General features: G+C 72.5%; 21 protein-coding genes. 10 read left to right on the top strand and 11 right to left on the bottom strand.

The window, feature by feature from the left end:
- The first annotated feature begins 138 nt into the window (after positions 1-138).
- Positions 139-939, top strand: coding sequence for a site-2 protease family protein (locus tag GFH48_RS28275; RefSeq protein ID WP_153290929.1), 801 nt, complete (start codon positions 139-141; stop codon positions 937-939).
- Here GFH48_RS28275 and GFH48_RS28270 read toward each other — a convergent pair.
- From GFH48_RS28270 to GFH48_RS28260, 3 genes are all read right to left on the bottom strand, one after another.
- Entirely contained in the window at positions 929-1,144 is a 216-nt protein-coding gene (locus GFH48_RS28270; RefSeq protein WP_153290928.1) for a hypothetical protein, read from the bottom strand. The two genes, GFH48_RS28275 and GFH48_RS28270, sit on opposite strands and share 11 nt — an antisense overlap.
- 135 nt (positions 1,145-1,279) lie before the next feature.
- Positions 1,280-1,984 (bottom strand): NADPH-dependent F420 reductase, encoded by a 705-nt coding sequence (npdG, locus tag GFH48_RS28265; protein ID WP_153290927.1) that lies wholly within the window; start codon positions 1,982-1,984, stop codon positions 1,280-1,282.
- A gap of 46 nt (positions 1,985-2,030) precedes the next feature.
- A complete protein-coding gene (locus GFH48_RS28260) occupies positions 2,031-3,116 on the bottom strand; it encodes a sialidase family protein (protein ID WP_153290926.1) in 1,086 nt (361 codons plus the stop codon).
- Between the two features lie 79 nt (positions 3,117-3,195).
- On the opposite strand from GFH48_RS28260, the gene GFH48_RS28255 reads away from it, so the two are divergent.
- On the top strand, positions 3,196-3,798 hold the full coding sequence (locus GFH48_RS28255; protein WP_153290925.1) for a hypothetical protein: 603 nt from the start codon (positions 3,196-3,198) through the stop codon (positions 3,796-3,798).
- Between the two features lie 409 nt (positions 3,799-4,207).
- On the top strand, positions 4,208-5,479 hold the full coding sequence (locus tag GFH48_RS28250) for an MFS transporter (RefSeq protein ID WP_153293155.1): 1,272 nt from the start codon (positions 4,208-4,210) through the stop codon (positions 5,477-5,479).
- A 213-nt stretch (positions 5,480-5,692) separates the two neighbouring features.
- Here GFH48_RS28250 and GFH48_RS28245 read toward each other — a convergent pair whose 3' ends face one another.
- Positions 5,693-5,923 carry a hypothetical protein gene (locus tag GFH48_RS28245; protein WP_153290924.1) on the bottom strand — a complete coding sequence of 77 codons (231 nt, stop codon included), beginning with the start codon at positions 5,921-5,923 and terminating at the stop codon, positions 5,693-5,695.
- A gap of 59 nt (positions 5,924-5,982) precedes the next feature.
- Here GFH48_RS28245 and map point away from each other — a divergent pair, with 59 nt between their 5' ends.
- Both map and GFH48_RS28235 read left to right on the top strand, forming a co-directional pair.
- Positions 5,983-6,840, top strand: coding sequence for a type I methionyl aminopeptidase (map, locus tag GFH48_RS28240; RefSeq protein ID WP_153290923.1), 858 nt, complete (start codon positions 5,983-5,985; stop codon positions 6,838-6,840).
- Between the two features lie 239 nt (positions 6,841-7,079).
- Complete coding sequence (locus GFH48_RS28235) at positions 7,080-7,727, top strand: biliverdin-producing heme oxygenase (RefSeq protein WP_153290922.1); 648 nt, start codon at positions 7,080-7,082, stop codon at positions 7,725-7,727.
- Positions 7,728-7,835: 108 nt separating this feature from the next.
- Here GFH48_RS28235 and GFH48_RS28230 read toward each other — a convergent pair whose 3' ends face one another.
- Positions 7,836-8,480 carry a PhzF family phenazine biosynthesis protein gene (locus GFH48_RS28230; RefSeq protein WP_153290921.1) on the bottom strand — a complete coding sequence of 215 codons (645 nt, stop codon included), beginning with the start codon at positions 8,478-8,480 and terminating at the stop codon, positions 7,836-7,838.
- Positions 8,473-9,315, bottom strand: a complete 843-nt coding sequence (locus GFH48_RS28225; RefSeq protein WP_153290920.1) for an HtaA domain-containing protein — start codon at positions 9,313-9,315, stop codon at positions 8,473-8,475. The genes GFH48_RS28230 and GFH48_RS28225 overlap by 8 nt, the downstream gene beginning before the upstream one ends.
- Positions 9,316-9,604: 289 nt before the next feature.
- Between GFH48_RS28225 and efeO the strand changes: the two genes are divergently transcribed.
- From efeO to GFH48_RS28205, 4 genes are read left to right on the top strand one after another with little or no spacing between them, the layout of a single operon-like run.
- A complete protein-coding gene (gene efeO / locus GFH48_RS28220) occupies positions 9,605-10,753 on the top strand; it encodes an iron uptake system protein EfeO (RefSeq protein ID WP_153290919.1) in 1,149 nt (382 codons plus the stop codon).
- 11 nt (positions 10,754-10,764) lie between these two features.
- Positions 10,765-12,030: an iron uptake transporter deferrochelatase/peroxidase subunit gene (gene efeB, locus GFH48_RS28215; protein ID WP_228121005.1), complete on the top strand. Its 1,266-nt coding sequence runs from the start codon at positions 10,765-10,767 to the stop codon at positions 12,028-12,030.
- Positions 12,031-12,033: 3 nt separating this feature from the next.
- Positions 12,034-12,909, top strand: coding sequence for an iron uptake transporter permease EfeU (gene efeU, locus GFH48_RS28210; protein WP_153290918.1), 876 nt, complete (start codon positions 12,034-12,036; stop codon positions 12,907-12,909).
- Entirely contained in the window at positions 12,866-13,918 is a 1,053-nt protein-coding gene (locus GFH48_RS28205) for a hypothetical protein (RefSeq protein ID WP_194280701.1), read from the top strand. Before efeU ends, GFH48_RS28205 begins: the two co-directional genes overlap by 44 nt.
- Before the next feature lie 133 nt (positions 13,919-14,051).
- On the opposite strand, the gene GFH48_RS28200 is transcribed toward GFH48_RS28205, so the two are convergent.
- Together GFH48_RS28200 and GFH48_RS28195 are read right to left on the bottom strand one after the other, a co-directional pair.
- Positions 14,052-14,780 carry a bifunctional DNA primase/polymerase gene (locus tag GFH48_RS28200; protein WP_153290917.1) on the bottom strand — a complete coding sequence of 243 codons (729 nt, stop codon included), beginning with the start codon at positions 14,778-14,780 and terminating at the stop codon, positions 14,052-14,054.
- Positions 14,781-14,978: 198 nt separating this feature from the next.
- Positions 14,979-15,680, bottom strand: a complete 702-nt coding sequence (locus GFH48_RS28195; RefSeq protein WP_153290916.1) for a TetR/AcrR family transcriptional regulator — start codon at positions 15,678-15,680, stop codon at positions 14,979-14,981.
- Between the two features lie 322 nt (positions 15,681-16,002).
- On the opposite strand from GFH48_RS28195, the gene ddaH reads away from it, so the two are divergent.
- Positions 16,003-16,863 (top strand): dimethylargininase, encoded by an 861-nt coding sequence (ddaH, locus tag GFH48_RS28190; protein ID WP_407698671.1) that lies wholly within the window; start codon positions 16,003-16,005, stop codon positions 16,861-16,863.
- 214 nt (positions 16,864-17,077) lie between these two features.
- Here the strand turns inward: ddaH and GFH48_RS28185 are convergent, their stop codons facing one another.
- The 3 genes from GFH48_RS28185 to GFH48_RS28175 form a co-directional block, all read right to left on the bottom strand.
- Positions 17,078-18,073: a small ribosomal subunit Rsm22 family protein gene (locus tag GFH48_RS28185; RefSeq protein ID WP_153290915.1), complete on the bottom strand. Its 996-nt coding sequence runs from the start codon at positions 18,071-18,073 to the stop codon at positions 17,078-17,080.
- 322 nt (positions 18,074-18,395) lie between these two features.
- Positions 18,396-19,568: a serine hydrolase domain-containing protein gene (locus GFH48_RS28180; RefSeq protein WP_153293151.1), complete on the bottom strand. Its 1,173-nt coding sequence runs from the start codon at positions 19,566-19,568 to the stop codon at positions 18,396-18,398.
- Positions 19,523-20,947 (bottom strand): multidrug effflux MFS transporter, encoded by a 1,425-nt coding sequence (locus GFH48_RS28175; protein ID WP_228121004.1) that lies wholly within the window; start codon positions 20,945-20,947, stop codon positions 19,523-19,525. Before GFH48_RS28175 ends, GFH48_RS28180 begins: the two co-directional genes overlap by 46 nt.
- Positions 20,948-21,013: the final 66 nt, after the last annotated feature.

Genomic DNA, 21,013 nt, shown 5'->3' with positions numbered 1-21,013 from the left:
GGGCGACGCCCTCCCCGTACCGACATGGCCCTACCCTCTCCGGAACCGACACCGGTCGCGAGACGTTTTCCGTCCGAGCCCGGTACGGTCGGGCAGGCCCAGCACACGCGTACCAGTCCAGCCAGTCCAGGGAGTCCCATGACCACCGCCGCGTTCCGCCGCAGCGACCGGAGGATCAGCCCCGTCTTCGTCGGGATCGTGGCCGTGATGGCGGTGACCGGGTGGGCGACCTGGACCGGGTTCGCCGAGCAGCCCGGTCTGGCCGTGTTCCTGTTCGTGACGGCCGCCTGGATCGTCTCGCTCTGCCTGCACGAGTACGCGCACGCGCGCACCGCCCTGCACAGCGGCGACATCTCGATCGGCGCGAAGGGCTATCTGACGCTCAACCCGCTGAAGTACACGCACGCGCTGCTGAGCATCGTGCTGCCGGTGATCTTCGTGATCATGGGCGGGATCGGTCTGCCGGGCGGCGCGGTCTTCATCGAGCGGGGCCGCATCCAGGGCCGCTGGAAGCACAGCCTGATCTCGGCGGCGGGACCGCTGACGAACGTGCTGTTCGCGGTGGTGTGCACGGCGCCGTTCTGGCTGCACGCGCTGGACGGCGTGCCGCTCGCCTTCCAGTACGCGCTGGCGTTCCTCGCGCTGCTCCAGGTCACGGCCGCGATCCTCAACTTCCTGCCGGTCCCGGGCCTGGACGGCTACGGCGTGATCGAGCCCTGGCTGTCGTACGGCGTCCGCCGCCAGGTGGAGCCCTTCGCGCCCTTCGGCCTGCTCGCCGTGTTCGCGGTGCTGTGGATCCCGTCGGTGAACACCGTGTTCTTCGACCTGATCGACTCCGTCCTCGGCGGACTGGGCATCGACGATTTGCAGCGCTACTGCGGTCAGAACCTCTACCGCTTCTGGCAGAGCACCGACCAGTTCTGCACCGTCAGCCGGTGACGGACCCGGCGCGGTCGCGTACCCGGCCGCGCCGCGCGTAGTACCAGGTCATGTTGGACGACAGACCGGCCAGCAGCACCCAGACGACCCCCAGCCAGCTGCCCTGGACGAAGGAGACCACGGCAGCGGCGACGGACAGGACGCAGACCGCGAGGGCGTAGAGGGCGAGGCGCCGGGTCGGGCCGGACGAGGGCGAGGCGGACATGAGGGACGGCTCCTGACAGACGGACGGATCGCTGGTGCTGCGGCGTCCAGTGTCCCTCATGTCCGTGTCCCCCAGGTCCGCTCCCCTGTGCCCGTGCCCGTGCCCCTGCCCACCCGCGTCAGGCCCGTACGACCGCTATACGTCCGTGACCCGCAGGCCCGCGTGGGCCTTGTAGCGCCGGTTCACCGAGATCAGGTTGGCCACCAGCGACTCGACCTGGTGGGCGTTGCGCAGCCGGCCCGCGAAGACCCCGCGCATGCCGGGGATGCGCCCGGCGAGCGCCTGCACGAGTTCGACGTCCGCGCGCTCCTCGCCGAGGACCATCACGTCGGTGTCGATCTCCTCGATCTCCGGGTCCTGGAGGAGCACCGCGGAGAGGTGGTGGAAGGCGGCCGTGACCCGCGAGTCGGGCAGCAGGGCCGCGGCCTGCTCGGCGGCGCTGCCCTCCTCCGGCTTCAGGGCGTACGCGCCCTTCTTGTCGAAGCCGAGCGGGTTGACGCAGTCGACGACGAGCTTGCCCGTCAGTTCCTCGCGCAGGGCTTCCAGGGTCTTGCCGTGCCCGTCCCACGGCACGGCGACGATCACGAGGTCGCTGCGCCGGGCGCACTCGGCGTTGTCGGCACCCTCGACACCGTGCCCCAGCTCCCCGGCGGCGGCCTCGGCCCGCTCCGCGGCACGCGAACCGATGATCACCTTCTGGCCGGCCCTGGCGAGCCGGTAGGCCAGGCCCTTGCCCTGCGGACCGGTGCCGCCGAGCACGCCCACGACGAGCCCGGACACGTCGGGCAGGTCCCAGGGGTCCTTGGCGGGGGCCTTCTGTGCACTGTCAGTAGAGGTCATGGGCCGACCTTACGTGCGCGGATCCCGCCCCGGGCGCTTCGGGGGTTCAGGTGAGGGCGGTCACCGGGACGCGCCGGAAGGTGATCGTCTCGTACGGGCCGAAGTCGCCGGTCTCGTACAGGATTCCCACGGTCTCGGGGTCGACGCGGACCAGATCGCAGTAGGCGGCGGGCAGTCCGTCGACCGTGTGCACGGGCCGCCAGGTGGTGCCGTCGTCGGCGGAGGCGCGGACCGTCATCAGGGCGCGGGCGGCGGGGTCGGCGGGGCCCGCGTACAGGAGCAGGTCGGGATCGCGGAGTTGGAGGACGCTGCCCTGGACCACGGGGGTGACGAGCCCCGCCTGCGGGCGGAAGGGCTTCAGGAGGGTGCGCCCGCCGTCCGCCGAGTGGGCGTCGGCCCGGCAGCCCGGTGACGGGGAGTCGTTGCGGGTGTTGAAGTAGACGCGCCCGTCGGGGAGTTCGGCGGCCGTCGTCTCGTTCGCGTTGACGTATCCGTCGGTGTTCTCGTCGAGGTAGCCGAGGTACCAGGTCGCGCCGCGGTCGTCGCTGAGGAGGCAGTGACCGCTGTTGTACCTGGCCTCCGTGCCGTTGTCGGTGCCGACGGGCGGCAGGGTGTGGTTGCCGGGCACGACCACGCGGCCGGTGGTCAGCTGGATCGCGTGCCCCGGCGTGGTCGCGTACCACCGCCACTCCGTCCTCTTCACCTGCGGGGTGATCTCGCGCGGCGCGGACCAGGTGAGGCCGTCGTCGTCGCTGTGCTGCACCCACACACGACGGCCGTCGGCGGCGCTCACCCCGCCCCGCAGGATGGCGTCCTCGGTGGCGGTGGCCGCGGCGCGGACGTGCACGAGCAGGACGCGGCCGGTGTCGAGGACGACGGGGGCGGGATTGCCCGCGAGGTCGTGCCCGTTCTCGGCCACGGCCTGCAGCGCGCCCCAGGTGCGGCCGCCGTCCGTCGAGCGTTTCAGGACGATGGCGATGCGGCCGTGGTCCTGGGCGGAGTCGGCCCTGCCCTCGCAGAAGGCGAGCAGGGTGCCCGCGCGGGTGACGACGAGGGCGGGGATCCGGAAACTCGCCCGGCCCTCACCCCCCGCGCGGAAGGGGACGCTGGTCGCTGCGTTCGGTCCGGTCATGGGCGGGCTCTGCCCCACTTGGGCGAATTCATGGTGAACTCCGCCTGACGAGTCGTCGGTTGCGGCAGGATGCGTGCGCATGGATGCCGTACGGGTCGCGTTGCTGCGCGAGGTCCTGGCCGGGACGGAGTGGCCGGGAGCCACCCGGCGGTTCGCGGGGACCCTGCGCGGGTCCGTGGTGTCGTACGGGGGTGGGCTGCTGCTCGTGGGCACGGCGGAGTACGAGCCGTGGCACCTGGCCGCGCACCTGGTGGACGAGGCCGCCTGGTCAGGCACGCCCGAGCTGTCACCGACGCTGGTGCGGCACGGGGCGCGGGCCTCGGACCCGGCCCACCTCGCCGTGGGCCTCGGCCGCGTCGAGGCCGCGCGCCGCGGGGAGACGCTGCTCGTGGTGGCGCCGTCCGCTCCCGGGGCGCCGCTCCTGGAGCGGGTCCACGACGCCCGGCGGGCCGGCGCGACCGTGCTCGCGCTCGACTCCGGCGACCGTGAACTGGGGGCGATGGCCCACGAGGCCCTGACCGTGCCGCCCGAGCACGAGCTCGACCTCGACACCGTCCAGCACCTCGTCAGCGCGGCGGCCGGGGAGAACACCCTGCCCGCGCAGCGGGGGCGCCGCCGGCTGCGCGACCGCCTCTCCCGGCTCGCCGACCAGCTGACGGCCCCGCCCGCGGCACGGTGGTAGGGGCTCTACCTGTGCCCCGATGGCGGGTGATGAGGGGTGAGGGGTGGGTGGAGGACGGTGGCGGAGAGCGGTGGTGCAGGGCGGGTGACGGTTGGGCGGGGGTGGCAGGCGGTCGGGGCTGATCGGCTCGGGCCGGTACCGGGCGCCGGACACGGCGGAACATCGCGGGCCGGTACGCGGTCGGGGCGCGGCGGATCGGCGCGGGCGCGGAAAAGCGGTTGCCGCTCGGGGAGGGCGCCGTTCAGCATGAGCCCACGTGACCGAAGAAGCCCCCGTGCCCCCGGCCCCGCCGACCCGGGTCGAACCACCCCCGGACGACACCCCCCTCGACTCCCTCTACTCCCCCGACACGCGCGACGCGCGGGACACGCACGTCCCACCCGACGCGCGGACCTCGCGTACGCGGTCGCTGCTCCCCGATCTCGCGCCCTGGCGGGCCTCCGCCGACTTCCGGCGGCTGTGGCTGTCCGGGCTGATCACCCACTTCGGCAGCTCGCTGACCTTCGTCGCGCTGCCGGTGCAGATGAAGGCGCTGACCGGTTCCGTGGTCGCCGTGGGGGCGATTGGTGCCGTGGAACTCGTCCCGCTGATCGTGTTCGGGCTGTACGGCGGGGCGCTGGCCGACGCCCTGGACAAGCGGAAGCTGATCGTCCGCACGGAGGCCGGGCAGGGGCTGCTGTGCGCGGCACTGCTGGTCAACGCGCTGGTGCCGACTCCCGCGGTGTGGCCGCTGTACGCGGTCGCCGCGCTCTCCTCGGCTCTCGCGGCGGTACAGCGGCCCGCGCTCGACTCGCTCGTGCCGCGGATCGTCGCGCACGAGCACCTGCCGGCGGCGGCCTCGCTCAACTCGCTGCGCTGGTCGGTCGGCGGAGTCGCGGGCCCCGCGCTCGCGGGGGTCGTGGTGGCGTACGCCGGACTCGGCTGGGCGTACGCCGTGGACCTGACGACCTTCGTGGTCTCGGTGGCCCTGGTCCTCGGGCTCGGGGCGTCACCGGCCGCGCACGAGGCCGCGAAGCCTTCGCTGAAGTCGATCGCGGAGGGCGCGCGGTACGCGTGGAGCCGCAAGGAACTCCTGGGCACGTACGCGATCGACCTGGCGGCGATGTTCTTCGCGATGCCGCTCGCCGTGCTGCCGTTCCTGGCGGACGAGCTCGACGCCGAGTGGTCGCTGGGACTGATGTACGCGGCGCTGCCCGCCGGGGCGCTGCTGGTGACGCTGACCAGCGGGTGGACCTCCCGTGTCCACCGGCACGGGAGGATGGTGGCCCTCGCGGCGGCCTGCTGGGGGCTGGCCATGGTGGGGGCCGGCGCCGTCCACGACGTGGGGCCGGTGCTGTTGTTCCTCGTCCTGGCCGGGAGCTTCGACATGGTCAGCGGGATCTTCAGGGGCGCGATGTGGGACCAGACGATCCCGGACGAGCTGCGCGGCCGGCTGGCCGGGATCGAGCTGCTGTCGTACTCCGTCGGACCGCAGCTCGGCCAGGTCCGGGCCGGCGGGATGGCCGCGTGGACGAGTGTGCGCACGTCGATCTGGGCGGGGGGCGTGATCTGCGTGGGAGCGGTGGGGCTGCTGGGGCTGTGCCTGCCGGGGCTGATGCGCTACGACGTACGGACGAACGAGCACGCCGTACGGATGCGCTCCGCTCGGGCTCGCGCGGTGCCCTCTCTCCCGCACCCCTGACGGCCGCCCGCCCCGGTTCGGCCCCCGCGCGGGCCGCTCACCCCCGGCGGGCCGCCGCCCGCGGCCTCCGACACCGCGGCACGGCCCGCCCCGGGACGGCACCCCGGGCGGTCACCCCGCCAAGGCGCCACGCCCGGCGACGAGGCCGGGCCGGGGTCGGGCCGAGGCCGGGCCGAGGCCGGGTCGGGGTCGGGCCGAGGCCGGGCCAGGGGGTCAGTCGCCGTCCGGGTTCTGGGCCTGGGCGTCGTGCCACTTGGGGTCCGTCTCCCACTCCAGGTTGCGTTCCTGGGCGGTCTCCATGGCGTGTTCGGCCTCCGCACGGGTGGTGTAGGGGCCGAAACGGTCCTTGGCGGGGCAGTCCGGCCCCTCCTCGACCTTCTGATGGACGAGGCAGTAGTACCACTCGCCGGGCTTCCCGACGGTCCGCTTCTTGAAGAGGGCCATGACCTGCTCCTTTCGCCACGGACATAGTGCCCCCATGCCCGCTGGTTAGACTCGCTGGCATGTCTGGCCAGTCGCTGCTCGTACCAGGAGAGCTCTCTCCCACCCGTCCCGTCCCGGGAAACATCAGGCGTCCCGAGTATGTGGGCAAGCCCGCCCCGACGCCGTACAACGGTCCGGAGGTGCAGAACGCCGAGACGATCGAGGCGATGCGGATCGCCGGCCGGATCGCCGCGCAGGCGATGGCCGAGGCCGCCAAGCTGATCGCTCCCGGCGTCACCACGGACGAGCTGGACCGCGTCGCGCACGCCTACATGTGCGATCACGGCGCCTACCCCTCCACCCTCGGCTACCGCGGTTTCCCCAAGTCGCTGTGCACCTCCCTCAACGAGGTCATCTGTCACGGCATCCCCGACTCCACGGTCCTGCGGGACGGCGACATCATCAACCTCGACGTGACGGCGTACATCGGCGGCGTGCACGGCGACAACAACGCGACGTACCTGGTCGGCGACGTGGACGAGGAGTCGCGGCTGCTGGTCGAGCGGACCCGGGAGTCCCTCGACCGCGCGATCAGGGCGGTCAGGCCCGGCCGCCAGATCAATGTCATCGGCCGTGTCATCGAGTCGTACGCCAAGCGCTTCGGGTACGGGGTCGTGCGGGACTTCACGGGGCACGGGATCAACTCCTCGTTCCACTCCGGACTGATCGTCCCGCACTACGACAGCCCGCACGCCACGACCGTCATCCAGCCCGGGATGACCTTCACGATCGAGCCGATGCTCACGCTCGGCACCCATGAGTACGACCTGTGGGACGACGGCTGGACGGTCGTGACGAAGGACCGCAGGCGGACGGCCCAGTTCGAGCACACCCTGGTGGTGACGGAGACCGGCGCGGAGATCCTCACGCTGCCGTAGCCCCCGCGCGCCCACCTCACGTCCCGCCGAAAGCCCGCCCCGTCCGCCGGACGGGGCGGGCTTTCGTGCGCGCACGGGCCCCAGGGGCCTCACCGGTGGCCCCGGCCAGGATCCGGGGTACGGTTTTACCGACAGCCTGTCGGAAACTTTACCGACAGGGAGTCGACAACCCTTTGACTTAGGTAAGCCTAACCATACAAAATCTGAGTGGCTCTCGTTCCCCCGGCCCCGGAGATCCCATGGACCCTTTCTCGACGCTCATCCGCACCGCCTCGCACGAGCAGCACATGGAGGCGGAGACCTCGACGTTCATGAGTGACCTGCTCGGCGGCAGGCTCGGCGTCGACGCGTACGCGCGCTACACCGAGCAGCTGTGGTTCGTGTACGAGGCCCTGGAGGCGGACGCCGGGACCCTGGCCGCCGATCCGGTCGCCGGGCCCTTCATCCAGCCGGGGCTGCTGCGCCGCGCCGCGCTGGAGCGGGACCTGACGCATCTGCGGGGCGCCTGGTGGCGCTCGACGCTCACGGCGCTCCCGGCCACCGAGGAGTACGCGGCCCGTGTGGCGCGGTGCGCCCGCGAGTGGCCGGGCGGCTACGTCGCCCACCACTACACCCGTTACCTCGGCGACCTCTCCGGCGGCCAGATCATCCGCGACAAGGCCGAGCGCACCTGGGGCTTCGCCCGGAAGGGCGACGGGGTCCGCTTCTACGTCTTCGAGGACATCGCCAACCCGGCCGCGTTCAAGCGTGGTTACCGCGAGCTCCTGGACGCGGTCCCGGTGGACGACCTGGAGCGGCAGCGGATCATCGCGGAGTGCAAGCGGGCGTTCGCGCTGAACACGGCGGTGTTCGGTGCACTGGACGAGGAGTTCCGGCTGAGCGCCTGACGCGTGCGCGCGGCCCGCCCGCCGGGTCAGCGGGCGGGTCCGCAGCGGGTCTCCCCGGGTCACCGGGCGGGTCCGCCGAGCGGTCCCCCCGGGTCGCCCGGGGCCGTTTCAGTGTTCCAGGAACACCCGGCCGCCGACCTCCACCCATCCCTCCGGCTGCGGCGCCGTGAGGATCTGGGAGCCCCTGCCCTGGACGATGTTGAGCGCGCGGCCGAGCCGGGCCGTCAGCAGGAGGGCCGCCGCCCCGGTCGCCTCGTCCTCCTGGATGCCGTCGTCGCGGCCGGGGAAGGCGCGGGCGCGTACCCGTCCCGCGGATTCGTCCTCCCACGCCCAGGCGTAGATCCAGTCGCCCCGCGGCGGGACGGGAAGGGCGTCCACCTCGGCCGCCGACGCGTACTGACGCAGGGTGCGGGGCGGGGCCCACTCGGGCCGTGCCTCGATCCAGCTGAACTCGCCGTCCAGCCGGACCCCCACCACTCCGGCGGGCGTGACCAGTTCGGGCACGTCGAGCAGCCATCCCGCCCCGACGCACGGATGCCCGGCGAAGGGCAGACGCAGGGTCGGGGTGTAGATGTCGATGACACCGCGTTCGGGGTCGTCGACGAAGACGGTCTCGCTGAAACCGAGTTTGGCCGCGAGGGCCTGACGGTCGTCGGGGTCCGGCAGTACCGAGCCCTCACGCACGACACCGAGTTCGTTGCCGTATCCACCATCGGGTCCGCAGAACACTCGCAGCACGTCGTAATCAGTCACGCGGGCATTGAACATCATACGAACGACGATCGCCCGCGGACCGGACCGCGAGGCCGGTCGAGACCCAGGCGTGCAGTGGACGACGGTCCCGTAGTCCACCGCGCGCCTCGGTCCAGGCTTCGGCTTCGGTCTCGGCTCCCGCTCCGGCGGGAGCCGTCAGCCCAGCGCGCGCCGCCTGCGCACCGCGACGACGACTCCCGCGCCCGCCGCCGCCGACACCGCCGGTCGTGGGGCCGGTGGTCCCCGCGCCGCCGGTGGTGCCCGTGCTGCCCGACCCGCCCGCGGAACCCGAGCCGCCGGAGCCGCCCGTGCCCGACCCGCCGTTCCCGCCCGGCAGTTGGCGGTCCTCGCTCACCGCGACCGACAGGTCCACCGGGTCCAGCTCCGTGCCGGCCGTGTAGAACCCGCCGAACGCCTCCGCGCCCGCCTCGGTCAGGGTCGCCGTGACATCGTCGAGCGTGATCACGTCGTCCTTCACGCTCAGCACGCCGGACGCGGCCTTGAGCTCGGCGAGGACCACGTCGTCGGACTTCTCGCCGAGAGTGTCGACGTCGGCGGTCAGTTCACCGGAGCCGTCGTCCAGCTTCGCCCTGAGGTCGCTGAGGGTGAGGTCGAGACCGTAGGTGCCGTCGCTCTCGTGGCCCTTGAAGTTCACCGCGCCCTCGAAGGCGGCGGAGAGGGCCCCGGCGTCGGAGTCGTACGTACCGGTGCCGTCCGCGAACGTGAACGCGCCGTTGCCGTCCGCCTGTGTCGCGCCGTCCGTGGGCGTGAAGCTGCCCGCGGTGCTGAGCGCCGGCCGTGTCGCGGCCGGCGGGCCGCCGGCCGCGGTGTTCACCGGCGAGTCGCTGAGTGACGTCTACCGCCGGCCGGTCGAGGTGCTCGCGCACCCGCGGACCGGCGCCGTCCTGGTGACCCCCGGCCGACCCTTGACCGTCCGTTGACCCAGCCGTGGCGTCCACTTTGAGCCACCGTGATCAGGCCGAGTCCGTGTACCGACCGTGAGAGCTGAATCACTGGACGGGCGGGTATCACTCAGGTATGCCTCAGGTAAGTTAGGCCAGCCTCACCTATACGGGCACGGTCCCTTCGCCGTGCCGTTCCTCCATCGTTCTCCTGGAGCCTGAATGCGAGCCGTCCGACTCTCAGTTGTCACCGCCGCCGCCACCGCGGCGGCCCTGGCCGCCGTCACGGGCTGCACCGAGAAGAGTGAAGCCGGGGCCGGCGACGCGATCCAGGTGACCGCCGCCGACTCGAAGTGCACCACGTCGACGAAGTCGGTCCCGGCGGGCCAGGTCACGCTGAAGATAGAGAACAAGGGCTCGCAGGCCACCGAGGTCGAGATCCTCTTCCCGGACGACCGGATCGTCTCCGAGAAGGAGAACATCGGCCCGGGCACCAAGTACACGCTGACCGCCGAGGTCAAGGCCGGTTCGTACGAGATCGCCTGCCGCCCCGGCATGAAGGGCCTCGGCGTCCGTCAGAAGCTCGCGGTCACCGGCGGCAACGTCGCCAAGCGCGACCCGCGCCTGGACAAGGCCGTCGCCGCCTACCGCGAGTACGCGCAGGAGCAGGCCGACGCGACCATCCCGAAGGTGCAGACGTTCGCCGACGCCGTCAAGGCCGGCGACATCGAGGCCGCCAAGCAGGCCTTCGCCCCCTCGCGCGTGGGCTGGGAGAGCACCGAGCCGATCGCCGAGTCCTTCGGTGACATCGACCCCAAGACCGACACGCGCGCCGACGGCCTGGAGAAGGGCCAGAAGTGGACCGGTTGGCACGCGCTGGAGAAGTCCCTCTGGGCGGACAAGAAGATCGGCGCCGAGCAGAAGACCCTCGCCGACCAGCTGGTCACCGACCTGAAGGACTGGCAGAAGCGGGTCGGCAAGGCCGAGATCACCCCGACCTCCATGGCCAACGGCGCGAAGGAACTCCTCGACGAGGTCGCCACCGGCAAGGTCACCGGTGAGGAGGACCGCTACTCGCACACCGACCTCAGTGACTTCAAGGGCAACGTGGACGGCGCGCAGAAGTCGTACGAACTGCTCAAGCCGGTCGCGCAGGAGAACGACAAGGCGCTGACCACCGAGCTCGACAAGCAGTTCGCGGCGCTGAACACGGTGCTCGACAAGTACCGCTCGACCGACGCGCAGGACAAGGCGATGAACGGCTTCGTGTCGTACGACAAGGTCACCAAGGGCCAGCGCAAGGAGCTCTCGGACGCGGTCAACGCGCTCGCCGAGCCCCTCTCCAAGCTCGCCGCGGCCGTAGTCAAGTAAGCGAGGCGATCGTGACCACAGACAGCATCGAATCCCACGACGGGCCCACACCTTCGCGGCGTTCGCTGATCGGCTGGGGCGGTGCCGGGCTCGCGCTCGGGGCCGCCGCGGCCGGTGGGGCGGTGGCGATGACCCGTACCGGAAACGACGTGGACCCGGCGGGCGCCGAGACCGGCGCCGCGGTCACCTTCCACGGCACGCACCAGTCGGGCATCGCCACGCCGGTGCAGGACCGGCTGCACTTCGCCGCGTTCGACGTGAAGACCGAGAACCGTGCCGAGTTCGTCCAGATGCTGAAGGAGTGGACGGCTGCCGCCCGGCGCATGACCGGCGGCCACACGGTCGGCGAGGGCGCCTACGGCGGGCTGGCCGAGGCACCGCCGGACGACACCGGTGAGGCGCTGGGCCTCAAGCCGTCCCGGCTCACACTGACCATCGGCTTCGGGCCGTCGCTCTTCGAGAAGTTCGGCCTGGCGCAGCAGCGCCCGGAGGCACTCGTCGACCTGCCGAAGTTCCCGGGCGACAACCTGGAGCCGGCGCGCAGCAACGGCGACCTCTGCATCCAGGCGTGCGCGGACGACCCGCAGGTCGCGGTGCACGCGATCCGCAACCTGGCCCGGATCGGATTCGGCAAGGTCGCGATCCGCTGGTCGCAGCTCGGCTTCGGCAAGACCTCGTCGACGACGCCCGACGCGCAGACCCCCCGCAACCTGATGGGCTTCAAGGACGGCACCCGCAACATCGCGGGCACCGAGCCGGAGCGCCTGAAGAAGTTCGTGTGGGTGGGCGACGGCGACGGGCCGGCCTGGATCACCGGTGGCTCGTACCTCGTGGCGCGCCGTATCCGGATGAACGTCGAGACCTGGGACCGCACTTCGCTGCAGGAGCAGGAGGACGTGTTCGGCCGGGACAAGGGCGAGGGCGCGCCGGCCGGCAAGGCCAAGGAGCGCGACGAGCCGTTCCTCAAGGCGATGAAGCCGGACGCGCACGTCCGGCTCGCGCATCCCGAGTCCAACGACGGGATCACGCTGCTGCGCCGCGGCTACTCCTTCACGGACGGCACCGACGGTCTGGGCCGGCTGGAGGCGGGGCTGTTCTTCCTCGCCTACCAGCGTGACGTGCGCAAGGGGTTCATCCCCGTGCAGCGCAGCCTCTCGCGCTCCGACGCGCTCAACGAGTACATCCAGCACGTGAGTTCGGCGGTCTTCGCCGTCCCGCCCGGCGTCCGCGACAAGGACGACTGGTGGGGGCGCACGCTGTTCTCCAAGGAGGCCTAGCCCGTGTTCGGCAACTATCTGATCGGCCTGCGCGAGGGGCTGGAGGCCAGCCTCGTCGTCTGCATCCTCATCGCCTACCTGGTGAAGACGGGCCGCAGGGACGCCCTGCGGCCCATCTGGACCGGGATCGCCGTCGCGATCCTGCTGGCGCTCGGCTTCGGCTGCGCGCTCGAATTCGGTTCCCAGGAGATGACGTTCGAGGCCCAGGAGGCGCTCGGCGGTTCGCTGTCGATCGTCGCGGTCGGTCTGGTGACCTGGATGGTCTTCTGGATGCGGCGCACCGCCCGGCATCTGAAGTCCGAACTGCACGGCAAGCTGGACGCCGCGCTGGCGATGGGGACCGGCGCGCTGGTCGCGACCGCGTTCCTGGCGGTCGGCCGGGAGGGCCTGGAGACCGCGCTGTTCGTGTGGGCGTCGGTGCACGCCGCGAGTGACGGCACGCCACGCCCGCTGATCGGTGTCGCCCTGGGTCTCCTGACCGCGGTGCTCCTCGGCTGGCTCTTCTACCGGGGCGCCCTGCGGATCAACCTCGCCAAGTTCTTCACCTGGACCGGCGGCATGCTGGTCGTGGTCGCCGCCGGCGTGATCGCGTACGGCGTGCACGACCTGCAGGAAGCCGACTGGATCCCCGGGCTGCGGAACCTGGCCTTCGACATCAGCGGCACGATCCCGCCGGACAGCTGGTACGGCACCCTCCTCAAGGGCGTCTTCAACTTCCAGCCCGATCCGACCGTCGTTCAGATCACGGTGTGGGCGCTCTACTTGGTACCGACACTCGCGATCTTCCTCGCCCCGGTAGGGTTCGCCTCCGGGAAGGGGAAGGTGAAGGTACCTGATGAGCAGGGATCGCGCGGGTCACAGCCCTCGAAGACTTCTTAGCCTCGCACGAACGGCTCTGCGCCGTCTCGGACCTGGTGGTCACCACCGTTTCGCCCTGGCGACGGGCGCGGTGACCGTCCTGTCCGTGGCGGCGAGCGGCTGTGTGGTGGTGCACGGGGAGCGGGAGGTCGTCCCGGCGGCCACGCGGGGCGAGGCCGCCCGCGCCCTCGACGACTTCACCACCGCGTACAACAAGGCGGACCGGGCCAACGACCGTTCACTGGACGCGGACCGTGTCACCGGCGCCCTCGGCGCCATCGACGGCGCGAAGCTGAGAGCGGGCCGGCGGAACAATCCGGGGGGCAACCCGGGGTATTCGCCGCTGGAGCTGGGCGACGCGAGGTTCGCCATCCCCGCGAAGGCGGGCTGGCCGCGCTGGTTCGTGGCGGACACCTCGGCCAACAAGGGCCTGGCGGGGAGCCGTTGGCTGCTCGTCTTCACGCGCGGCAGTGCGAACGACGTGTGGCGGGTCTCTTACCTGACCGTGCTGGCGGGCGCCGACGTCCCGAAGTTCCAGCAGGACAAGGACGGTTGGGCGCTGCCCGTCACGGCGGACGACGCGGCCCTCGCCGTCGGCCCGGCGAAGCTGAGCCAGGCCTACGCGACGTATCTGAAGAGCGGCGGCGAGGGCTTCGCCCCAGGCATCCACACCTCGCAATGGCGGGCCCTGCGCGGCAAGAACGCCAGCAAGCCCGGTCTGGCCCGGCAGTACGTCGACGAACCGCTGACTTCCGGCGACTACGCCCCGGTGGGGCTGCGCACCGCGGACGGCGGGGCGCTGGTCTTCTTCGCCACGCAGCGCTACGAGAAGCAGACCGCCGCGCAGGGCACCGGTCTTCCCGCGCAGAGCGCGGACGTCAAGGCGCTGACGACCGGTGACGTCAAGCAGTCCCTCACCCTCGGGTTCGTCTCCAACCAGGCGGCCCTGGACCCGGCGAAGGGTGGTCAGGACCAGCGGGTGACGGTGCTGGGCCGGGTCGAAGGGCTGACGGCGGCGAAGGGCGGCTGACCGCCCGCACGGTGACGCCCACCGGGACGGGCCCGGTGGGACCCGCCACCCGCCGTACTGGATCCGGGTGCGAGGGGTCCGGCTGTGCCGGCGGCTCTCCCGGGTCCCGCCTCGGCGGGTCCGGTCCCGGTGTCTAGCCCCGGTGGGGCCAGGCGGCCAGCTGGTCGGACTCGTTCTCCCCCGCGTAGCGGGCGCAGGCGTCCGTCAGGGCCTCGAGCAGGCTCAGGGGGTCGGGGAGCGGGTGCTCGGGACCGCGCAGCCAGTCGACGCTGAGATCACCGGGGAGCTGGGCGGGCGGGACGAGGACGTAGGAACCGCGGCAGTGCCAGCGCAGGCCGGGGTGTTCGTCCGTCGTCTCGGGGTGCGAGTCGAGCTCGCAGGGCCACCACTCGTCCTCGTCCTCGGGCGTACCGCGGGTGAGTGTGAAGAAGAACATGCGTCCGTCGCCGCTCTCGGCGACGGGTCCGACCTCGACGCCGGAGGCCAGCAGCCGCTCCAGGGCCTCGCGGCCCGCGTCGACGGGCACGTCGAGCACGTCGTGCACCATGCCGGTGGCGGTGATGAAGTTGGCCTGCGGCTGGTGGCGTACCCAGCGCTCGATCTGGGCGCGGTCGGTCGTGGACTGGGTCTGCCAGGCGAAGGACACGGGATGGCGCGCGGGGGTGGGACAACCGACGCGGTCACAGGAACACCGGTAGCCGGAGGGATACGCGGCCTGCGCGAGCGGCAGCCCGGCGGCGGCAGCGGCGAGCAGCAGGCCCTCACGCCCGCCGTCGTCGGCGATCTCCTTGGGACGGCGACCACGCAGCCACTGGGAGATCCTGCCCTGCGCGCCGGAGCGGCGGCCGAACTCTGCGCTCATCAATCTCCTCGCCTAGCAGTGGTGCCGACAGCGGTCGTGTCGATGCGGTCGTACCGGTGGAGGCCTTCGCGACCGGCATCCGACAAGCCCTATGGTCCCACCATCCTGCGCCCCGGGTGGACAGAGCTCGCATCCGGGGTGGGTGGGACCAGGACGGCGCGGGCCGGAATCAGGCGTGATCTCCCCCTCTGACACGGTTCATCCCCGGGGAGCGAGCCCGTACAGGGCGTAGTCGACCAAGGTGTCCGTGTACGCGTACGAGATCGGGCCGGTGCGCTGGAGCCAGCGCTGGGCCAGCGGGGAGACGAAGAGCTCCAGAGCGATCCGCGGGTCGAGGTCGGGCCGCAGTTCGCCCCCGTCCTGGGCGGACCTGAGCCGCTTCACGTACAGCTGGAGCTGGGGTTCGAGGAGTTTCGTGACGAATTCGGCGCCGAGCGGTTCGTTCACCAGGCCCTCGGCGGCCAGGGCGCGCGAGGGGATCTCGAACGCGGGGTTCAGCAGTTCGTCGACGGTGGCGCGCAGGACCTGTTTGAGGTCGGCGGCCAGGTCGCCGGTGTCCGGGATCTCGTACGACTCCTGTCCCGCCTCCCGGGCGGCCCGTTCCGCGAGGTCCATGAAGGCGTCCAGGAGGACCGCGGCCTTCGAGGGCCACCACCGGTAGATCGTCTGCTTGCCGACCCCGGCGCGGGCGGCGACACCCTCGATCGTGGTCCGGGGGTAGCCGACCTCGCCGACGAGGGCGAGGGCCGCGTCGAAGATCGCGCGCCGGGACTTCTCGCTGCGGCGGGAGGAGTCGGGGGCGGACTTGGCGGCGGGCGGGGCGGCTTGTGGGGCGGGCGGAGGGGACGGTCGGGGGGAGGGCCGGGAAGGCTCGGGAGGCGGGGGCGACGTCGGGGCCATGGGGCGAACCTAACAGGTCGGCAAGACGGGGCGTCTCGCCGCCGTTCGGCCTGATGGGTGGGGTACGGAGGGGCGCGGAGGGGTGCCGGGGCGGATGCTGACGCCGGGTGCGGGGGTGCTCTTTTCGTCGGGGAGGTGGCGGCTCGTGGGCACGGCCCGCGGGCGCCTCGCGGGCGCCTTTTGAATGCCTCGTCGGTGCCTCGCGGGTGCCTCGTCGGTGCCTCGCGGGCGCCTTTCGGGTGCCTCGTGGGTGCCTCGGTGGCGGGGCTCGTGGGAGGACCACCCGTTCGCCGCCGAGCCGGACGGAGCCTCTCGGCGCACCATGGGCATCATCTGCCCCGCGGCACGTGAGGAGCCCTCCTTGCACCCTCTGCGCAGCGCCACACCCCGGCGCTATCTGATGTGCCCGCCCGAGCACTTCGGTGTCACCTACACCATCAACCCCTGGATGGACCCGGCCAAACCGGTCGACGTGGCGCTCGCCGTCGCCCAGTGGGAGGATCTGCGGGACCGCTACCGCTCGCTGGGCCACACGGTCGAGGTGCTCGTCCCGCGCCCCGGCCTGCCGGACATGGTGTTCGCCGCGAACGGGGCGACGGTCGTGGACGGTCGCGTGCTCGGCGCGCGGTTCGCGCACCGGGAGCGCGAGGCGGAGGCGGCGGTCCACCTGGAGTGGTTCCGCGCCCACGGGTTCCCCTACGTCCGCGAGCCGGTGCACATCAACGAGGGCGAGGGCGACTTCGCGGTCACCGCCTCGTACCTGCTCGCCGGGCGCGGTTTCCGGGCGAGCCCGCTCTCGCACGGCGAGGCCCAGGAGTACTTCGGCCGCCCGGTGCTCGGGCTCGACCTGGTCGATCCCCGCTACTACCACCTGGACACGGCCCTCACCGTCCTCGACGACACGACGGACGAGATCATGTACTACCCGCCCGCGTTCTCCCCCGGCAGCCGCGAGGTGCTGCGCCGGCTGTTCCCCGACGCGTTGACCGCCACCGGCGAGGCCGCCGCCGCGTTCGGCCTGAACGGGGTCTCGGACGGCCTGCACGTGCTGCTGCCGCAGGCCGCGGCCGGGCTCTTCGAGCCGCTCCGCGACCGGGGGTTCGAGCCCATCGGCATCGATCTGAGCGAACTGCTCAAGGGCGGCGGCAGCGTGAAGTGCTGCACGCAGGAACTGAGGTGCTGAACGGGGACCCGGAAGACGGCCGCCCGGTCGGCCTTCGTCGGCCGGGCGGCGGGTCGGTACTCCTGGGAGGTGGGCGTCCCATCAGCCTTCCCCGGCCGGGGGCAGGGGGCAGGCTTCCTCCGCCGGGGGCGGGAGGCAGCCTTCCTCGGCCGGGGCGGGGGCAGCCTTCCTCCGCCGGGGCGGGGGGTCAGTCCTCCTCGGCCGGGGCGGGGGGTCAGTCCTCCTCGGCCGGAGGCGGCCAGGCGTCGCCCCAGTCCGCGTCGCGGGCCGCCCGGTAGAGCGGTCCGTGGCGCTTGGTCACGGTCTCGCGGTGCAGGGACTCGTCCGGACCGCACAGGTCGAGCAGTACCTGTCCCTTGCGGATCTGCGGTCTGCGCACCACGCGGGAGGCGGCCGGGTCCGCCGGGAGGCGGGTGGCGGCGACGTAGCTGAACTTCTCGTCCTCGTACGCCAGGGAGCCGCCCTTGACCTGCCGGTGGAGGGAGGAGCGGCTGACCCGGGCGGAGAAGTGGCACCAGTCCTCGCCGGGCACGATGGGGCAGGCCGCGCTGTGCGGACAGGGCGCGGCGACGTGGAACCCGGCGCCGACCAGACGGTCGCGGGCCTCGATCACCCGGGCGTACCCGTCGGGCGTGCCCGGCTCGATGATCACTACGGCCTGCGCGGCGACGGCCGCGGCCGACACGACCCAGGCGCGGTCGGCGGCGGTGAGTTCGCCGAGGACGTAGGACACGGTCACGAGATCGGTGCTCTCCAGGGTGAGCGCCGCTCCGATGCGTGCGCGCTGCCACTCCGCGGGCGTCAGCTCCGGGTTCGTGGCGGCGATCTCGCGGCCGAGGGCGAGCGCGGGTTCGGCCCAGTCGAGCACGGTCACGGGGCGGGCGCCCGGCCAGGTCGCGTTCACCGCCCAGGTCGCGGCGCCCGTGCCACCGCCGACGTCCACATGGCTCGCCGGCGTCCACTCCGGCACCGCGTCGGCGAACGCCTCCAGCGCGCCGCGCACCGCCTCGAACGTCGCCGGCATCCGGTAGGCGGCGTACGCGACGACGTCCGAGCGGTCGCGGAGGATCGGTGCGTGGGTCGGGGTGGTGCCCCGGTAGTTCGCGATCAGCCGCTCGACGGCCTGGGCGGCTGTCTTCGGGGGCAGCCCGTCGAGCAGGCCCGCGAGGGCGGTGCGCAGGGTGTCGGCGGGGGGTGCGGGGGCGTTCACGCGGTGATTCTACGGGGGTGGGGTGACCCGCCCGGGTTCTCGCCCCCGCCGCCCCTACCCGACGCATCTGTTCCTGGGGGCTCCGCGCCCAGACCCCCGTATCGGCCTGAACGGCCTCGTCCTCAAGCGCCGGACGGGCTGGTGGTGCGGGCCCGCGCTGCGAGACCGGCGGCGGGGTCGTTTTCAGCCCGTCCGGCGTTTGAGGACGAGCCCTTCGGGCGACGGCGGGGGTCCAGGGGGCGGCAGCCCCTTGGCGGGGGTCCGGGGGCGGAGCCCCGGGGGATGGGACGGGTAGGGGCGGCGGGGGCGAGAGGAACCCGCGTCAAGCGTCCCGTACCGCCCGAGCCATCCGCGTAGCCACCTCCACCCGCGGCGCGTTCCGCACCGGCCGCCGCCGAGGATGCACCGTGTTCCCCAGCAGCACGACAAACGTGTCCGTCGCCGGATCCAGCACCAGCGACGTCCCCGTGAAACCCGTGTGTCCCGCCGCGCCGGCCTCCGCCAGGGTTCCCATGAACCACGACTGGCCGATGGCGAAGCCGAGACCGGGCGGGGTGAGCATCAGTTCGACGAAGTCGGGACCCAGGATGCGCGCGGGCCCGTAGGAACCGCCCGCGAGAAGCGTGCGGCAGAAGACGGCGAGGTCGCGGGCGGTGGAGAAGAGACCCGCGTGCCCCGCCACCCCGCCGAGCGCCCACGCGTTCTCGTCGTGCACCACGCCCCGCAGCATCCCGCGGTCCGCCTTGGCCCACGGCCGCCGCTGGTCCTCGGTCGCCGCCGCGTCCGGGCACGGCCCGAAGCGGGTGGCCGTCATCCCCAGCGGCCGGGTGATCCCGTCCCGGACGAGGACGTCGAGGGAGCGGCCGGTGATGCGTTCCAGGACGTGCTGGAGGAGGAGCAGGTTCAGGTCCGAGTACAGGTACTCCCCCGGCTCGGACGAGGGCTCCTCCGCCCTGAGCAGCGCGAGCCGCGCCTCGTCGTCCGGGCATGCGTACAGCGGGAGTTCGGGCCGCAGTCCGGAGGTGTGCGTGAGCAGTTGCCGCACGGTGATGTCGTGCGCGCCGGCCGCGCGGAACTCCGGAAGATACGCCCCCACGCGCGCGTCGATGCCGAGCGTGCCGCGCTCCAGCTGCTGCACCGCGGCGACCGCCGTGAACAGTTTGGTGAGGGAGGCCAGATCGAAGGGGGTGCGCACGGTCATCGGAAGCCGCTGGGTGGGCGGCAGTTCGACCCCGGTGTCGGTCTTCTCGTCGTACGACGCGTAGCGCACCGCCCAGCCCGCCGCCTCCTCGACGGCGATGACCGGGCCGCGCCCGGCGACCACGACGACGCCGGCCGCCCAGGGGTGCGGTCCGCGGGTGAGGGCGCGGACGTCGCGGACGAGGTGGCGCAGTTCGGCCGGATCGAGCCCGGCCCGCTCCGGTGTGTCGACGCGCAGTCTCGGTGCGCTCAGCTCTCCGCCGCCTTTCCGTCCGCGGTGCGTCCCGCCCGCCAGGGACGGCACAGTGCCATGAAGCAGGCGACGGCCACCAGTACCGCCGCCAGTTGGACGACGGCCATCGGAACGGCGGTGTGCTCCCCCGCCATGCCGACCAGCGGCGAGGCGATCGCCCCGATGAGGAAGGAGGAGGTGCCCAGCAGCGCGGAGGCGGAGCCGGCCGCGTGCCGTACGCGCATCAGGGCGAGCGCCTGGGTGTTGGGCAGCGCGAGGCCCATCGCGGACATCAGGACGAACAGGGCGGCGGCCACCGGCGCCAGCCCGACCTCGCCGAGGGCGCCGGAGGACATCAGGAGCAGCGCGCCGGCGCCGAGGGCGATGAGGGTGAGGCCCAGGGCGAGGACCTTGTCGAGGCTGACCCGCCCGACGAGGAGCTTCCCGTTGATCTGGCCGACGACCACCAGGCCGACCGAGTTGACGCCGAAGAGCAGGCTGAACGTCTGCGGGGACGCGCCGTAGATCTCCTGGATCACGAACGGCGAGGCCGAGATGTACGCGAAGAGCGCGGCGAAGGCGAAGCCGCCCGCCAGCATGTAGCCGGTGAAGATCCGGTCGGCGAGCAAGGCGCGCATGGAGCGGAGGGCTTCGCCGACGCCGCCGGCGTGCCGGTCGGCGGGCGCGAGGGTCTCGGGGAGCCTCGTCCAGACGAGCGCGGTGAGTCCGATGCCGACGGCGGTGAGGACGACGAAGACGCCGCGCCAGTCGGTGGCGCGCAGGATCTGCCCGCCGATGAGGGGTGCGACGACCGGGGCGACGCCGGAGACCAGCATCAGGGTGGAGAAGAAGCGGGCCATCGCCACGCCGTCGTACAGATCACGGACAACAGCTCTGGCGATCACGATGCCGGCCGCTCCCGCGAGGCCCTGCGCCAGCCGGAAGGCGACGAGGAGTTCGACGTCGGGCGCGACGGCGCACAGGGCGGTGGCGAGGACGTAGACGAGCAGTCCGGCGAGCAGCGGCCTTCGCCGCCCCCACTTGTCGCTCATCGGTCCCACGACGAGCTGGCCGAACGCCATTCCCGCGAGGCACGCGGTCAGCGTGAGCTGGACGGTCGCGGCCGGGGCGTGCAGGGAGCGGGTGACCTCCGGCAGCGACGGGAGGTACATGTCCATCGCCAGCGGGGGTGTCGCGGTGAGCCCGCCGAGGATCAGGGTGACGAGCACTCCCGTACGGCGGAGCGCTCCGGTGTCGCGCGGTTCGGCGTCCTTCGGACCGGCGTCCCGGGGGCCGGGGTTCTCCGCCGCGGGCGTGGCCCTGGGGTGTACGACGGCGGGCGCCGGTTCGGCGAAGGCCGCCGAGGTGCCGGCGACGACGGTGTTCGGTATCCGCCCCTGCGGACCTTCCTCGTCCCTCGTGGTGCGCCCGCGCTCGGGCATGTGCCCCTCCCTCTCCGAGTGATCCGCCACCTATGCTCTCAGTTCGAACGGAGTGTTCGGGGTCAC

The organism is Streptomyces fagopyri, assembly GCF_009498275.1.
GTDB classification, from domain to species: Bacteria; Actinomycetota; Actinomycetes; order Streptomycetales; family Streptomycetaceae; genus Streptomyces; species Streptomyces fagopyri.
Note: the sequence above shows the minus strand (reverse complement) of the source record. Positions and strands in the feature narration are given on the sequence as shown.

Coding starts and splice junctions, on each gene's coding strand:
- npdG (WP_153290927.1), bottom strand. CDS start 1,984: ATGACCTCTACTGACAGTGCACAGAAGGCCCCCGCCAAGGACCCCTGG.
- map (WP_153290923.1), top strand. CDS start 5,983: ATGTCTGGCCAGTCGCTGCTCGTACCAGGAGAGCTCTCTCCCACCCGT.
- GFH48_RS28245 (WP_153290924.1), bottom strand. CDS start 5,923: ATGGCCCTCTTCAAGAAGCGGACCGTCGGGAAGCCCGGCGAGTGGTAC.
- ddaH (WP_407698671.1), top strand. CDS start 16,003: ATGGGCATCATCTGCCCCGCGGCACGTGAGGAGCCCTCCTTGCACCCT.
- GFH48_RS28275 (WP_153290929.1), top strand. CDS start 139: ATGACCACCGCCGCGTTCCGCCGCAGCGACCGGAGGATCAGCCCCGTC.
- GFH48_RS28205 (WP_194280701.1), top strand. CDS start 12,866: ATGAGCAGGGATCGCGCGGGTCACAGCCCTCGAAGACTTCTTAGCCTC.
- efeO (WP_153290919.1), top strand. CDS start 9,605: ATGCGAGCCGTCCGACTCTCAGTTGTCACCGCCGCCGCCACCGCGGCG.
- GFH48_RS28255 (WP_153290925.1), top strand. CDS start 3,196: ATGGATGCCGTACGGGTCGCGTTGCTGCGCGAGGTCCTGGCCGGGACG.
- GFH48_RS28195 (WP_153290916.1), bottom strand. CDS start 15,680: ATGGCCCCGACGTCGCCCCCGCCTCCCGAGCCTTCCCGGCCCTCCCCC.
- GFH48_RS28200 (WP_153290917.1), bottom strand. CDS start 14,780: ATGAGCGCAGAGTTCGGCCGCCGCTCCGGCGCGCAGGGCAGGATCTCC.
- GFH48_RS28235 (WP_153290922.1), top strand. CDS start 7,080: ATGGACCCTTTCTCGACGCTCATCCGCACCGCCTCGCACGAGCAGCAC.
- GFH48_RS28270 (WP_153290928.1), bottom strand. CDS start 1,144: ATGTCCGCCTCGCCCTCGTCCGGCCCGACCCGGCGCCTCGCCCTCTAC.
- GFH48_RS28175 (WP_228121004.1), bottom strand. CDS start 20,947: ATGCCCGAGCGCGGGCGCACCACGAGGGACGAGGAAGGTCCGCAGGGG.
- GFH48_RS28260 (WP_153290926.1), bottom strand. CDS start 3,116: ATGACCGGACCGAACGCAGCGACCAGCGTCCCCTTCCGCGCGGGGGGT.